13 protein-coding genes are annotated in these 13677 nt (G+C 51.6%); 10 read left to right on the top strand and 3 right to left on the bottom strand.

From position 1 onward, the window contains the following. Window positions 1-225 precede the first annotated feature (225 nt). On the bottom strand, window positions 226-879 hold the full coding sequence (locus CFI03_RS14200) for a DUF1054 domain-containing protein (protein ID WP_248757720.1): 654 nt from the start codon (window positions 877-879) through the stop codon (window positions 226-228). A 402-nt stretch (window positions 880-1281) separates the two neighbouring features. Here CFI03_RS14200 and CFI03_RS14195 point away from each other — a divergent pair, with 402 nt between their 5' ends. The 3 genes from CFI03_RS14195 to gndA all read left to right on the top strand — a co-directional run bounded on the left by CFI03_RS14195 (window position 1282) and on the right by gndA (window position 5460). Beyond that, window positions 1282-2997 carry a proline--tRNA ligase gene (locus CFI03_RS14195; protein WP_248757719.1) on the top strand — a complete coding sequence of 572 codons (1716 nt, stop codon included), beginning with the start codon at window positions 1282-1284 and terminating at the stop codon, window positions 2995-2997. Window positions 2998-3182: 185 nt separating this feature from the next. Continuing rightward, entirely contained in the window at window positions 3183-3779 is a 597-nt protein-coding gene (locus tag CFI03_RS14190) for a hypothetical protein (protein WP_248757718.1), read from the top strand. A 268-nt stretch (window positions 3780-4047) separates the two neighbouring features. Next, window positions 4048-5460, top strand: a complete 1413-nt coding sequence (gene gndA, locus CFI03_RS14185; protein ID WP_248757717.1) for an NADP-dependent phosphogluconate dehydrogenase — start codon at window positions 4048-4050, stop codon at window positions 5458-5460. Window positions 5461-5470: 10 nt separating this feature from the next. Here gndA and CFI03_RS14180 read toward each other — a convergent pair whose 3' ends face one another. Beyond that, entirely contained in the window at window positions 5471-5767 is a 297-nt protein-coding gene (locus CFI03_RS14180) for a hypothetical protein (RefSeq protein ID WP_248757716.1), read from the bottom strand. 146 nt (window positions 5768-5913) lie between these two features. On the opposite strand from CFI03_RS14180, the gene CFI03_RS14175 reads away from it, so the two are divergent. The 5 genes from CFI03_RS14175 (at window position 5914) to ptsP (ending at window position 12012) form a co-directional block, all read left to right on the top strand. After that, window positions 5914-6429: a shikimate kinase gene (locus CFI03_RS14175; RefSeq protein ID WP_248757715.1), complete on the top strand. Its 516-nt coding sequence runs from the start codon at window positions 5914-5916 to the stop codon at window positions 6427-6429. Window positions 6430-6464: 35 nt separating this feature from the next. Beyond that, window positions 6465-7757: a 3-phosphoshikimate 1-carboxyvinyltransferase gene (gene aroA, locus CFI03_RS14170; protein ID WP_248757714.1), complete on the top strand. Its 1293-nt coding sequence runs from the start codon at window positions 6465-6467 to the stop codon at window positions 7755-7757. A gap of 30 nt (window positions 7758-7787) precedes the next feature. Further along, window positions 7788-8222, top strand: a complete 435-nt coding sequence (locus tag CFI03_RS14165; protein WP_248757713.1) for a CoA-binding protein — start codon at window positions 7788-7790, stop codon at window positions 8220-8222. 158 nt (window positions 8223-8380) lie between these two features. Further along, on the top strand, window positions 8381-10267 hold the full coding sequence (locus CFI03_RS14160; RefSeq protein WP_127493519.1) for a glucose PTS transporter subunit IIA: 1887 nt from the start codon (window positions 8381-8383) through the stop codon (window positions 10265-10267). Then, on the top strand, window positions 10264-12012 hold the full coding sequence (gene ptsP, locus CFI03_RS14155; RefSeq protein WP_248757712.1) for a phosphoenolpyruvate--protein phosphotransferase: 1749 nt from the start codon (window positions 10264-10266) through the stop codon (window positions 12010-12012). Before CFI03_RS14160 ends, ptsP begins: the two co-directional genes overlap by 4 nt. A gap of 34 nt (window positions 12013-12046) precedes the next feature. Here ptsP and CFI03_RS14150 read toward each other — a convergent pair whose 3' ends face one another. Further along, window positions 12047-12574 carry a type 1 glutamine amidotransferase domain-containing protein gene (locus CFI03_RS14150; RefSeq protein WP_127493515.1) on the bottom strand — a complete coding sequence of 176 codons (528 nt, stop codon included), beginning with the start codon at window positions 12572-12574 and terminating at the stop codon, window positions 12047-12049. Between the two features lie 55 nt (window positions 12575-12629). Between CFI03_RS14150 and CFI03_RS14145 the strand changes: the two genes are divergently transcribed. Both CFI03_RS14145 and CFI03_RS14140 read left to right on the top strand, forming a co-directional pair. Beyond that, window positions 12630-13046, top strand: a complete 417-nt coding sequence (locus tag CFI03_RS14145; RefSeq protein ID WP_248757711.1) for a VanZ family protein — start codon at window positions 12630-12632, stop codon at window positions 13044-13046. 116 nt (window positions 13047-13162) lie between these two features. After that, window positions 13163-13576: a hypothetical protein gene (locus CFI03_RS14140; protein ID WP_015845371.1), complete on the top strand. Its 414-nt coding sequence runs from the start codon at window positions 13163-13165 to the stop codon at window positions 13574-13576. The last annotated feature ends 101 nt before the right edge of the window (window positions 13577-13677 follow it).

Here is a 13677-nt window from a genome sequence, read left to right as displayed (position 1 = left end):
AAAAAGCTGTGCGGAGTTCATTCCGCACAGCTTTTCTGTTCTCCCCAAGCCTTTGTATTGTTTTTTCTGCTTTTGTTCAGGTTAAATGGCAAGCGGAGCGTTTGAATGATTCTGGAGAAGCGTAGCGTTCGCTTTTGTGAAGGGATTCCAACCTTGTTCAATCTAATCAAAGGAATCCCTGAGCAATGGCGATCGGAAGAACATTCAAATGCGCATTCTGCCCCTTTAACCCAACTTAGCAGCCAAACGATACAAAGGCATCAACGTTTCATAGGTATCCTGAGCAAGCTTGTACAGCGCATCCCCATCGTGAAGAAGCGGGTCGCCGGCAGGAAGTTGGCGGCCGATCAGCAGCTCGGCTTTTTGCACGTCGCGAAGCCGGGTAAGGGCGTTGACCCAGTCCTGCTTGCTCATTTCGCTTACGGCCTCGGACTCCTTCTTCATATGGTCAAGCGAAATCGCGTAATCCGAAGGAACAGCCGCGATGACTTCATCTAGATGGTCCAGATAGACGGAAGCGATTTTGGACTTGTTAGGCGCTTCGTAAATAAGGGCAAACCACAGGAAAAGATGGTCGTCGAACAAGCCAAGCTGGAAATGCGGATGCGCTTTGTAACCGCGTTTATTATTGCAGATGGCAAGCCAGGTATCCTTAGGCGGATTTACGGTCCGGCGGGCATGCTTCGCAATATGCAGGAACATTTCGTCGCCTGCCTGCACGGCAATGTCGCCGGCAAGCTTTTCGCCCAGATAGCGGAACTTCGGACGAATCCGTTCCTCGATGGCAGCCATGCGCTGCTCCAGTCCTTCGATCAGAAACGTGTCGAAATCTTTTTGCTCAAAGCCCGTAAAAGCGCTCGTTGTTGGTGTCGTAGTCATCTATTTGATCTCTCCTCGTCATGAAAGCCGATAATTAAGCTTGATTATAGCACATCTGTTCTTATCCGCGCATCATGACCATCTTGACGCGGAAGAACGCTTGTTGTAAATTTATCTAAATATTCCAACAGCTTTGATCAAGGTCGAGCGTTAAGCGATTGTTCATTTCAGAGAGGAAGCCCACGGCTGCGAGGCTTCTATGAACGCTTAAGACTAATCCTGCCTTGTGAGCTGCAAAGGCCGCCGCTTCCAGCTTGGTCTTTGCCGGGACGAGAATCCCGTTATCTATTTAGAGAGCCGGCAGCGTTGCTGCCCCGGCTAACAAAGGGTGGTACCACGAGCACATTCGTCCCTTGCGAATGTGCTCTTTTTGTTTTTTATCAACCGTCGGGAGTGAGAACTATGCGTCAAAGTCAACTATTAATGCCAACCTTGCGTGAAGCGCCTTCCGAAGCGGAAGCAATCAGCCATCGGCTGATGCTGCGCGCAGGCTTGATCAGGCAGCTTGCTGCCGGAATTTATACGTATTTGCCAACGGGCCGCCGCGTATTGCGCAAGCTGGAGAAGATTATTCGGGAGGAGATGGATAATGCCGGCTGCCAGGAAGTGTTTATGCCCGCGATGCAGCCCGCCGACCTATGGCGGCAGTCCGGCCGCTACGAGAAATACGGACCCGAGCTGGTCCGGCTGAAGGACAGGCATGAACGCGAATTCGCGCTGGGTCCAACTCACGAGGAAGTGATTACGGATCTGGTTCGCGGGGAAATAAATTCTTACCGGCAGCTTCCGGTTACGTTATACCAGATCCAGACCAAATTCCGGGATGAGAAGAGACCGCGCTACGGCTTGCTTCGCGGCAGGGAGTTTCTGATGAAGGATGCCTATTCTTTCGATAAAGACTGGGAAGGGCTTCATGAAAGCTATCAAAGGATGTATGACGCTTATCACCGGATATTTTCCCGCTGCGGTCTGCGTTTCCGACCGGTGGAAGCGGATGCGGGGACCATAGGAGGAGAGGGCGGCACCCATGAATTTATGGCGCTTGCCGATATCGGCGAGGATACAATCGCTGTCTGCGACCGCTGTCAATATGCCGCTAATCTCGAGAAAGCCGGGTACAGGATACCTGAAACGACTATAAGCACCGAAGAATCCGATGCTTACCCTGAGCCGGAGAAAATCCATACTCCGAACATCCGGACAATCGATGAGCTTGTTCAGGCGCTGGATGCTTCCGCGGATAAGATGCTAAAGACGCTGCTGTTCCTAGCGGACGGCAACCTTGTCGCGGTAATCGTAAGGGGCGATCATGAAGTCAACGAAATCAAGCTTGCAGGCTTGCTGCAGGCAGAAATGCTGGAGCTCGCCGATCAGGAAACGACGGAGAGATTGACTGGCGCCGCAATCGGCTTTGCCGGACCAATAGGATTAAGCATTCCGGTTATCGTTGATTATTCCGCCGCCGATGTCGGTTCGGCCATAGCAGGCGCGAATGAATCGGATTACCACTGGAAGCATGTCCGTCCCGGCGTGCATTTTGAGATGACCCGGCTGGGCGACGTGCGCAATGCCGTACCGGGCGATGGATGTCCGAATTGCGACGAAGGGAAGCTGCGAATGTTCCGGGGGATTGAGATTGGGCAAGTATTCAAGCTCGGGACCAAGTACAGCGAAGTCATGCAGGCGAATTACCTTGACGCTGCGGGATCGGAGAGGCCGATCATCATGGGATGCTACGGTATCGGAATATCCCGCGTCATGTCCGCGGTCGTGGAACAGCATCATGATGAGCAGGGAATTCGCTGGCCGATTGAGCTGGCGCCTTATCAGGTCCAAGTCGTGCCTGTATCCGCCAAGGACGCGATGCAAATGGACGTTGCCGGCAAGCTGTACGAGGAGCTTGGTGCCGCGGGAATTGATGTGCTCCTTGATGACCGCGACGAGCGTCCGGGCGTGAAGTTCAAGGACTCCGATCTGATCGGCGTTCCGGTCCGGATCGTTGTCGGAAGACAAGCAGCTGACGGAACGGTAGAACTGAGATATAGGATCGGAGGAGAGGACCTGCAGGTATCAACCGGGGAAGCGTTGAAGCTTGTAAGGGACTATTTCGGTTCATAATAAACGAGAAGAGGCGGTCAAGCATCCGATTTTGGACGGCTTGACTGCCCTTTTTTCGATTTGGACGGCCAATCCTTTAAAATTAGTCAATAATCCAAGTTGCCAGATCATAAGATGGAGTATAAGATAGAAGTAAGACCAAATTGTCAGACTATTTCGTCAAATGCTTGAAAGGAGGGATTGCCGTGAATAAGAGCTACGAAGTCGAATATTGCAATTTGGAGCTGCGTTTTGACCGCCGGCAAATCCAGAACCTCATCCGTGATCTCATTCAGGAAGGGTACTCCTTGTATTGGAGCGAGACGGAGGGGCAGTTCCTCATTTCAATTCGAACAGGTCGTAAGCTCGTGAAGTTAAGGTTTCAGCGGATGAAGAACCGTTACAAGATCGTCGGGGATTACACCATTAAGGACGAGAAGCTGTCGGAGTTGCTTGAAAAGCTTATTAATGACACGCGCGGACATGCGATAGTCAAGCGGATCAAAGATCGTCAGATCGTCATTGAGAACATCATGTTTGGTGAAATAATACGACTTGTGGAGGTGTCCGGAATGGAACATCGGATTATTTATCAAAAGAAGCCATTCGTAACTATAGAGGAAATGATCAAGGCATTCCAATCCAAGCGTGCCGAGGAACGCGCGGCGGTGCTGCGCTATGAACTGGATTATGAGCTGACGGTTCTGTTCGACGCACTCCAGGAGAACAACGAGGAAGCCATCGCCGATTCGAAGGAAAAGCTGGTACTGCTACGTTCGGAAATGCTGCAGCTGGAGCTTTGAGATCTCATAGATAATTTTTTTCCCAAAAACGAATCAACGGATGGTTCCTGGCGAATCATTTGATTGATTCGTTTTTTTGTCTGTCCGGATTTCTCATTTTCTGGTTAGCATTTCTTCGCAATATAAGGTAAACTTTCTAAAGCGGTCAGGAAAACTAATGGACGAATGCCGACAAATTCCGCGCAAATGGTTTTCATCTCCTTGCAAAAGGAGTAATATAAGACTATTGAAGACCACCATATTATAAAGAAAAGGATGGAAGAACCAAATGGCTAAACAGCAAATTGGCGTTATCGGCCTCGCCGTTATGGGTAAAAACCTTGCCCTGAACATTGAGAGCAGAGGTTTCACTGTATCGGTGTACAACCGTTCCCGTGAGAAAACAGATGAATTGATCAAAGAATCCGCAGGCAAGAACCTTGTTCCTGCATACACAGTTGAAGAGTTCGTGCAATCGCTCGAATCTCCTCGCAAAATCCTGATCATGGTACAAGCCGGCGCAGGTACTGACGCAACAATCGACGCTCTTGTTCCGCATCTGGACAAAGGCGACATCATCATCGATGGCGGCAACGCTTATTTCCCTGACACGGTTCGCCGCAGCAAAGCTCTTGAAGAGCAAGGCATCCGCTTCATCGGTACCGGCGTATCCGGCGGTGAAGAAGGCGCCCTGAAAGGTCCTTCGATCATGCCAGGCGGCCAAGAATCGGCTTACAAGCTGGTTGAGCCTATCCTTACAGCTATTTCGGCAAAAGTCGGCGACGACGCTTGCTGCACATATATCGGTCCGGACGGTGCGGGCCACTATGTAAAAATGGTTCACAACGGCATTGAGTACGGCGACATGCAGCTTATCTGCGAAGCTTACGACCTGCTGAAAAACACGTTGGACCTGAACGCTGAAGAGCTTCACAGCATCTTCACGGAGTGGAACAAAGGCGAACTCGACTCCTACCTGATCGAGATCACGGCTGACATCTTCTCCAAATACGATCCTGAGACTGGCAAGCCTATGGTTGACGTTATCCTTGACTCCGCTGGTCAAAAAGGTACCGGCAAATGGACAAGCCAAAGCTCCCTCGACCTTGGCGTGCCACTGTCGATCATCACGGAATCCGTATTTACCCGCTTCCTGTCCGCTATGAAAGACGAGCGCATCGCAGCTAGCAAAGTACTGAACGGTCCTGAGAAAAAACCTTTCGAAGGCGACAAAGTAGCATTCATCGAATCCGTTCGCAAAGCGCTCTTCGCTTCGAAAATTTGCTCGTACGCGCAAGGCTTCGCGCAAATGCGCGCAGCTTCCGAAGAATATGACTGGAACCTTCGCTATGGCGACATCGCAAAGATCTTCCGTGCCGGCTGCATCATTCGTGCGCGCTTCCTGCAAAACATCATGGACGCTTATGACCGCGATCCTAACCTGAGCAATCTGCTTCTTGACCCTTACTTCCAAGGTGTCGTTGATTCGTACCAAGGCGCATGGCGCGAAGTGGTTGGCACAGCCGTAGCTAACGGCGTACCGGTGCCAGCATTCGCAAGCGCATTGTCGTACTTCGACAGCTACCGTTCGGAGCGTCTGCCTGCAAACCTTTTGCAAGCGCAACGCGACTACTTCGGTGCGCATACCTTCAAACGTCTGGACAAAGAAGGTACGTTCCACTACAACTGGATGAATTCCTAATCCGGTTTGATTATTTTAGCCCGTATGAAGCTTCGATGAGACAATTCCGCAGGCGGGTAGCCTCCTGCTCGGAGTAATGCTTGCGGCGGATCAGCAGCATGGAGGCTTCGGCGAAATAATGAAAGTTTTTCAATAAGCGTGGCTGCGAAAGGTCCCTGAGTGCAGGGTCCCCGTCAGCCACCTTTTTTTTAATATATTCAAGCATCCAGACCACGTCTTCGCGGCATAACGGATGATCGGGATTCAGGATTCGGTCAATTCTTTCGTTGGTCAGGCGGCTGTCAGGCAAATTCGATTCAGTGGTCATGCCTTTTCACTCCTATTTATGAAATATGCATCATTATCATCCATACGGCATATGCAACATTTTTATACCCTATACCTGATAAAAAATGATATGATGTTGTGGAAAAGCATGTATGCAGGGGAAAAGAAGACAGGGGAGTTCTTGCATTGGAGCAACGCACAAGCAAAATTGTATTGGTAGGCTTTATGGGAACGGGCAAATCCACCGTCAGCCGATTGCTTGCAGAGCAGCTTGGCTGGTCCCGTTACGATTCGGACGAAGTGATTGTAGAGCGCGAAGGAACGATCTCGAGTCTGTTCGAGACTCTTGGCGAAGCGGGCTTCCGCGACATCGAGAGCAAAGTGCTGACATCGTTATTGGAAGCGGAGGAAAGCTCCGTTATTGCGACAGGCGGCGGCTGCGTGCTGATGGAACAGAACCGGGAAGCCATGCTGAAGCATGGTTTCGTAGTTGCGCTTACGGCAAATGCGGAGCATATTATCGATCGGGTGAAATCCGATACGTCGCGTCCGTTGCTGCAGGGCGATATTGCAGCCAACGTTCACCGGATTATGGAGCAGCGCAAGAATGCTTACGATTTCGCTCATCTCCGATTGGATACGACGTCATTAACGCCGCATGAAGCGGCCGAGGCGATATTGAAGGCATTGCGAGAGAAATAACGAACCACTCTAATAAAAAGGAGAATTGCTGCATAATGGACGTAATTGTTACACCTACTCCAACACTCCAAGGGGAAATTCAAGCGCTTTCCTCTAAAAACTATACGACTCGCTACCTGCTAGTCGCTGCTCTTGCCGATGGTACTAGCACCATCTATTACCCGGCTCACAGCGAAGACAGCGACGCGATGCGCCGTTGCATCCGCGATTTGGGTGCAATCGTGGAAGAGGACGACGAGAAAATCGTCATCACGGGCTTTGGCAAAAATCCGAAAGCGGTAGATCAACTGGATGTTGGCAATGCCGGCGCGGTACTGCGTTTCCTGATGGCCATTGCTTCGCTGTGCCCGGATGTTACTTTCATTAACCGTTATCCGGATTCCTTGGGCAAACGCCCGCATAACGATCTGATCGATGCGCTTGGCCAAATGGGCGTAAAGATTGAACATAACGAAGGCAAGCTGCCAATCCGCATCCAGGGCGGAGCGCCAAAAGGCGGCAAAATTCAAGTGTCCGGCAACGTCAGCTCGCAATTCCTGAGCGCGCTTCTGTTCCTTACTCCGCTTCTCCCGGAAGACAGCGAGATCGAAGTGCTGCATGACCTGAAATCGAAGGTTGTCGTGGGTCAGACGCTTGAAGTGCTTGAGCAGGCAGGCATCGAGATTCACGCCAGCGAAGATCTCATGCATTATCGCGTACCGGGCAACCAGAAATACGAAGCGAAGAAATATGTCGTTCAAGGCGACTACCCGGGCTCGGCGGCGATTCTTGCTGCGGCTGCGGTAACGAATTCGGATGTCATCGTTCACCGTTTGGCTGAGAACAGCAAGCAAGGCGAACGCGCGGTTGTTGACGTGCTACGCATGATGGAAGTACCTCTTACGCACGAGAACGGCATCGTACACGTTAAAGGCAACGGCAAGCTTAAAGCGGTTGAGTTCGATGGCGATAAAGCAACGGATGCGGTTCTCGCGATGGTTGCCGCGGCGGTCTTTGCCGAAGGCACTTCGCGCTTCTACGACGTTGAGAATCTGCGTTACAAAGAATGCGACCGGATTACGGACTACTTGAACGAGCTGCGCAAAGCAGGCGCTCATCTAGAAGAACGCCAAGCCGAGATTATCGTTCACGGCCGTCCGGAAGGCGTTGAAGGCGGCGTAGAGATTAATGCCCATTATGACCACCGCGTTATTATGGCGCTCACCGTTGTTGGCCTGCGCGCCAAAAATCCAATCAGGATCCGCGACGCGCATCATGTTGCCAAGTCTTATCCGATTTATTTCGATCATTTGAAAGCGTTAGGCGCAAACGTAGAATGGGTAGAATAAAGGAAAAAGGATGAAAGCGAGGCGCTGATTATGGCATTTGAAAATCCGACCCGAGATGAAATCAAGGAAATTCTGCAAGCGAGCAACACCATTGCCGTCGTGGGATTGTCCGACAAGCCGGACCGCGTATCCTACATGGTATCGCAGGCGATGCAAAAGAAGGGCTACCGCATCATTCCGGTAAATCCCGCTGCCCAGACCATTCTGGGCGAGAAGAGTTACGCTTCTCTCAAAGATATTCCGGAGCCGGTTGATATCGTGAACGTCTTCCGCCGTCCCGAGCATACGCCTCCGATTGCGGAAGAAGCCGTGGCTATCGGCGCGAAGACACTTTGGCTGCAGCTTGGCATCGCGAATGACGAAACGGCGAGAATTGCATCCGAAGGCGGACTTCAGGTCATTATGGACCGCTGCATCAAGGTGGAGGATTCGATTCTTCTGCCCCATGGGAAGCAGACAACCTAAACAGTGCCTTTTAAGTTATACCTTACATTGGCGGGCCATCAAGGCCCGTCTTTGCTTTGACAAAAAAGCCTGAACGCCTTACCATCGTTATAGAGAAAAGGATCAGGCAAGAAGAATTATCGCAAATAACGCAATAATTCTTTTCAGGAGGTGACATAGTGAATTTTCTAGGAAGGTTTCAGCAGCTTGGACGGGCTTTTATGCTGCCTATGATCGTACTTCCCGCTGCGGCAATCTTTTTATTTCTAAGCCAGCTGCCATGGGATCTTCTTGGAATTCCCGATACCGCGGACTATTTGCAGGCCGCAGGCCATGCGATTTTCACGTTTCTTCCCTATATTTTTGCCCTAGGCGTATCGCTGGGCTTAACGGGCAACGCGCTGGCAGCCGGTATGGCTGCGCTCGCGGGGATGGTCATTTATGTTGGCGTCACCGGAACGGCCGATCCGCAAATCGAACCAACCGTGTTTGTAGGTTCCATTATCGGTATGATTTCCGGCTTCAGTTACGAACGTTTTAAGAACCTGCGATTACCGGAGTATATACAGTTTTTCGGCGGGCCGCGGTTTGTACCTTTATTCGTCAGTGTTGTAACCGTTATCTTGTCCATGGCCATGATCGGCGTTGCGCCGTTAATTCAGCGCATGCTGGAGGGGCTCGGCGATATCGTCGCTTCCGGCGGCGGGTTTGGCGTGTTTTTGTTCGGATTCTTGTACCGGATTCTAGTTGTGTTTGGTCTTCATCACCTGCTCAGCCATGTGTTCTGGTTCCAGGTGGGGGGCTACGAGACGGCGGACGGATCGATGGTATACGGCGATTTGCCGCGGTTTTTCGCAGGCGACCCGACTGCCGGGGCATTTATGGCCGGCATGTATCCGATCGTCATGTTTGCTTTACCGGCTATCGCGTTCGCCATCATTCACGAGGCTAGGGAAGATTTGAAGCCAAAGATCCGGAAGACGTTCCTTTATGCGTCTCTGGCCTCTTTTCTGACGGGAGTCACGGAGCCTGTCGAGTTTGCCTTTTTGTTTGTTGCGCCTTATTTGTTTGTGGTGCATGCGATCTTGTCGGGCATTATTATGTGGGTCACCTATGAATTGGGTATCCGGCACGGATTCTCTTTCTCCGGCGGCGTTATCGACTACATTATTAACGAACATCTGGCTACAAGAGGCTGGCTGCTGATCCCGATCGGGATTGTAGTTGGACTTGTGTATTACGTAGTGTTCCGCTGGGCAATCAACAGGTTCCGGATTCCTACCCCGGGCCGCGAGGAAGGCTCGCAGCTCGACGAATGGGCAGGCGACATTCCTTACCGAGCTCCTCTTATCCTGCAGGCAATCGGCGGCAAGGACAACATTGTGCAGATGGAGTCCTGTATTACAAGGCTTCGCCTTAAAGTTTCCAACGAGAAGCTGCTCGATAACAATGCCTTGAGAAATCTGGGGGCGGCAGGGGTGCTTAGACTTGGCGGAGGTAACGTCCAGGTGGTATTCGGTACGTACTCGGAATTAATCCGGGCAGAGATGCTAAAAGCTATTCAGCGCGACCAGGAGCAGGTGCTGTTCAGTTCGCCTGTGCAAGGACGCATGATTCCGCTCGAGGATGTTCCCGACCCGATATTTGCAGGCAAGCTGGTTGGACAAGGCGTTGCCTTTATTCCCGAGAAAGGCGAGCTTGTATCGCCTGTTAAAGGCACGGTAATGATCGTTTACCCAACGATGCATGCCGTAGGCATTCGCACGCAGGAAGGGCTTGAGGTTCTGCTTCATATCGGTATCGACACTTCCAAGCTCACCGGAAAATCGTATTTCAAAGCGGTTGTCGAGGAGGGGCAGGAGGTTATGCCGGGCGACATGCTCGTGCGCTTTGATCTGCAGCGCGTCCGCAAGGAAAGCAAATCTCTTGCTACGCCGATGGTTATTACCAATTCGGATCTTGTTCATTCCTGGCGCTTCGCGCCTTTTAAAGCAGTGAAGAAGGGGCAGTCTTCGGTTTTATCCGTTGTCCTTAAAGAGAGAAATGGTGGAGGGGAAAAACCATGATACAAGGAATAGGAGCTTCGGCCGGCATTGCGATCGGGAAGTCTTTTGTGCTGCCGAACTGGGAGTGGGAATTTCCCGAGCAGCGAGTGGATGTAGCGGATTTCGCGCGTGAATTCGAGCGAGTCTACGAGGGGATACGTACATCCAAGCATGAGATCGAACAGATCAAGGATGAGCTCAGAGAAGTGGTTGGTTCCGACGAAACGCAAATTTTCGATGCGCATCTCGCGATTTTGGACGATCCGGTGTTTATGAACGAGATTCAGGGGATCATTCAGCGTCAGTATAAAGCGGCGGAAGTTGCGGTGAAGGAAGCCATCGATCATTTCGTCACGATGTTTGATCTGCTGGATGACGAGTACATGAAGGAACGCGCCCTCGATATCAAGGATGTCGGGAACCGCCTGCTCAAGCATTTGCTTGGCGCTCCGGAGATTACTCTCCCATCGGATACCCAGCCTTTTATTCTGATTGCGCGGGAGCTTTCGCCTTCCCAGCTGGCCCATATCAACCCGAACAACGTGCTTGGCATTGTGACGCTTGCCGGAAGCTCGACCTCTCATTCCGCCATTATGGCCCGCGCTCTTGGCGTACCGCTAGTCGTAGGGGTAGAAGCCAAGCTGGAGGAGCCGATCCAGACCGGTCAATCCCTTATTATCGACGGTACGGAAGGACTGCTGTTCATTGAACCGGATGACTCGTTAATCCAGCATTACTCCGAGCTTCAAAACAGGCAGGCGGAAGCGAGACATCGTCTGAGCAGCATTGCCGGCCACCAGTCGGTGACACCGGACGGCAAGGTGCTTGGTTTGGCGGCCAATATCAGTTCCCTGAAGGAGCTGGAAGTCGCGTTGTCGAGCGGCGCGCATGGTGTTGGATTGTTCCGCACGGAGTTTCTGTACATGGACCGGAACCGTTTCCCTAAGGAAGAGGAGCAGTTCGAGGTTTACAAAAGCGTCGCCGAAAAGCTGGCCGGCGAACCGCTTATTATCCGGACGCTGGATATTGGCGGAGATAAGCAGCTTGATTACTTCAATATTCCGGAAGAGGACAATCCGTTCCTTGGTTACCGGGCTATCCGAATCTCGTTGGATCGCAAGGACTTGTTCAAGACCCAGCTGAGAGCGATTTTGCGCGCGAGCAGCTATGGGCAAGTGAAGGTGATGTATCCGCTGATTTCGTCGGTAGAGGAAGTAAGAGCGGCTAACCAGGTGCTGACGGAAGCCAAGCAGGAGCTGGAGAGGGAAGGGATCGCTTACGATCCGGGCATCCAGGTGGGCATTATGGTTGAAGTGCCGGCTGCCGTTATGCTTTCGGATTTGCTTGCGCAGGAGGTTGATTTCTTCAGCATCGGAACAAATGATCTTGTTCAATTCACGTTAGCGGTTGACCGGATGAATGAGGAGATCAGTTATCTGTACGAACCGTTTCACCCTGCGGTGCTTCGCATGCTGAAGCAGACGGTTGAAGCGGCCAAGCGGAACGGAATCAAGGTTGGGGTATGCGGCGAGCTTGCAGGCGACCTGCGTGCGCTGCCGATCTGGCTGGGGCTTGACGTGGATGAAATCAGCATGTCCTCCCATTCCATTCTGCAAGTGAAAGAGCGGCTGCTCAACACAACGCAGGAAGACAGCCGCTTGCTGCTGCCGCAGCTGCTGGAATGCCGCATAAGCGCGGACATTCATCAGAAGCTGAAGCAATTTATGGATTCCGTTGACGGGAAAGGGGCAGCCTCCGCGATTTAGCGGGGGGCTCCTTTTGTCTTAGTGCCGCTTCCGGCTAGGCCTGCTGCTCCAAGGCGTCAACAAAAGCCTTTGCATAAGGAGGCAAATCCGGCGGACGGCGTGCGGAGATTAGATTTCCGTCAACCACAACCGCTTCGTCGAACCATTCGGCGCCGGCGTTTTCCATATCGTCGCGAATGCCCGGCGTGGAAGTGACTTTGCGTCCTTGCAGGATTTTGGCGGAGATGAGAACCCAGCCGGCATGACAGATTTGGCCAATCGGCTTGCCGGCCGCATCAAGCTCCTGAACAAGCTTGAGCACCTTTGGATAACGGCGCAGCTTGTCCGGCGCCCAGCCGCCGGGAACGAGCAGGCCGGCAATATCGGCGCTGTTTACTTCGTCGAAGGAGAGATCGGCGACAGCGGGGACGCCGTATTTACCGATATGCTTCTTGCCCTTTTCAGGGCCGGCGTACAGGACGGTGGCTCCGGCTTCGCGGACTCGGTATACCGGATACCAAAGCTCGAGATCCTCGAACTCGTCGTCAAGCAGACAAATAACCGTTTTATTATGTAACGACATGATTGATTTCCTCCCGTATTTATTATTTCATATTCATTGTAACGAAGGAGAACACATGAATCAAACGAACAGACGCCGAATCCTCCGTTTTGTGCCGGCCGTGATTTGGATGGCGGTTATATTCGCATTTTCCTCCCGTACGGGCGATGAGATGAATACGATGCTGCCGTTCTTCCGCAAGTTTTTTCCGCATATGGCAAGCTTCGACTGGGGGCATTTCATCGCTTACTTTATATTGGCTGCCTCTTTCGATTACGGCCTTGGACACAAGGGCGACCGTCTCCTCTTCAAGCTGTCGATAATTATCGGGTGCGGTCTTTACGGAGTGACGGATGAATACCATCAATCCTTTGTTGGCGGCAGGATGCCCGATGTGATGGATATCCGGAACGATATGATCGGGGCGGCCATTTGGGTCATTCTGGTATCGATTCCATTCTTGAAGAAGCGCTGGCGGAAAGTCGCTCCATAGTAAAAATTACATAGTGCGGATAAGCAGGATTTTATGCAGAAAAGGTCGAATCCTTTACGCATCTCGAAATAGAAAAAGAGGAACGGAAGAGAAGCGCGTAAAGGGAGTGGACTAAAGTGCAGAAAAGGTGTCATTGCGGTGACATCATGAAGATGAAACTGCGTACAGTGATTTATTCGGGGAAAGTCGAAATCGACAATGTTCCGATCTATTCATGCTCGGTATGCAGCCGCAGCGAAGTACTTCCCGATGTGAAGCCGGATCTGACCGGACTCATCGCAAAGCTGGGTCAGGAGCCGCCGAAGCAAACATTTTTGTTTAATGAATGCAACGAATGGGCAGACCTGCTCGTAGAAGCGAGTGAAGACAAAAACCAGCCGGACCCGTATCATATCGAACGGCTGACGCAAGAGCGCATCAACAATCTGCTCGACCTGCATCTGATTGCGCAATCGCTTCATGATGAGGAATGGATTGCTGATATTAACAAAAGGCTATCTCAACTTAGCAGACGGTCCATGCATACATAAGCCATACGGGAATATCACTCTCCATTCGCTGCATGATGAAGCACAGATTGACGCCAGACATGCGCTAACATTGCGAAAAGTAATATTTTGTCGTATGATTA

It is taken from the genome of Paenibacillus sp. ATY16 (assembly GCF_003399985.2).
In the GTDB taxonomy this organism is placed as follows: Bacteria; Bacillota; Bacilli; order Paenibacillales; family Paenibacillaceae; genus Pristimantibacillus; species Pristimantibacillus glycanilyticus.
This window is presented reverse-complemented; position numbering and strand designations above follow the sequence as displayed.